Raw genomic sequence first — 324 nt, 5'->3', positions numbered from 1 at the left:
CCTACGGGAGGCAGCAGTGGGGAATATTGGACAATGGGCGGAAGCCTGATCCAGCAATACCGCGTGTGTGAAGAAGGCCTGAGGGTTGTAAAGCACTTTCAATGGGGAGGAAAAAGCGGGGGCCAATACCCCCCGTATTGACATTACCCATAGAAGAAGCACCGGCTAACTCCGTGCCAGCAGCCGCGGTAATACGGAGGGTGCGAGCGTTAATCGGAATTACTGGGCGTAAAGCGTGCGTAGGCGGCGCGTTAAGCCAGGTGTGAAAGCCCCGGGCTCAACCTGGGAACTGCACTTGGGACTGGCGTGCTGGAGTTTGGGAGA

At 57.4% G+C, this 324-nt stretch carries 1 rRNA gene; it reads left to right on the top strand.

Annotation, left to right across the window (positions count from 1 at the left end):
* A 16S ribosomal RNA gene (locus tag ACTHSX_RS10550) occupies nucleotides 1–324 on the top strand; the annotation flags it as partial.

Origin of the sequence: Neisseria sp. P0014.S002, from assembly GCF_051958295.1 — a bacterium.
Lineage (GTDB): Bacteria > Pseudomonadota > Gammaproteobacteria > Burkholderiales > Neisseriaceae > Neisseria > Neisseria flavescens_B.
This window is presented reverse-complemented; position numbering and strand designations above follow the sequence as displayed.